Source organism: Exiguobacterium sp. UBA6282 (assembly GCF_002440475.1).
Classification (GTDB): Bacteria; Bacillota; Bacilli; order Exiguobacteriales; family Exiguobacteriaceae; genus Exiguobacterium_A.
In genome coordinates this window covers 2,791-3,197 of the sequence record NZ_DJUM01000017.1, presented here as the reverse complement: position 1 = coordinate 3,197, position 407 = coordinate 2,791, and the positions used below count along the sequence as shown (strand labels likewise).

The 407-nt window shown below is 43.0% G+C and carries 1 protein-coding gene and 1 pseudogene; both read left to right on the top strand.

Features of this window, described 5'->3' with window-relative positions; translation table 11 throughout:
• Positions 1–195: pseudogene (locus tag B2751_RS04775) on the top strand (hypothetical protein); the annotation flags it as partial.
• A 90-nt stretch (positions 196–285) separates the two neighbouring features.
• A partial coding sequence (locus B2751_RS04770; RefSeq protein WP_290773240.1) for a hypothetical protein occupies positions 286–407 on the top strand: 122 nt, incomplete at its 3' end.

Here is a 407-nt window from a genome sequence, read left to right as displayed (position 1 = left end):
ATGTCCTACATGATCCTCGATGAGGACGAATATGAGAAACATCGCCGTGAAATGAACTATCCGAAGGCGATTGATCGTATTTTAAAGGATAATGTTCAAATCCTGATTCAGTGGATTCGTAGTCGCAAGGGTCCATTTAACCCGGCTTTCGTGGATATGTGGTATCGTGAATATGAAACAAGATATCGGAGATGATGGTTCGCCATCGTCTTTTTTTAATTGAAGGAAGTGAAACACGTGGCAACACAAGCAAAACGTAAGAAACAAGGCTCGATTCGCCGCTATATGGCGTTCGTCAAGCCATATCAAAAACAGATTCTCCTGACGGTCTTCGTCGGGATCATCAAGTTCTCGATCCCACTTGGACTTCCGTTGTTGTATAAGTACATCATCGACCATATCCTAAC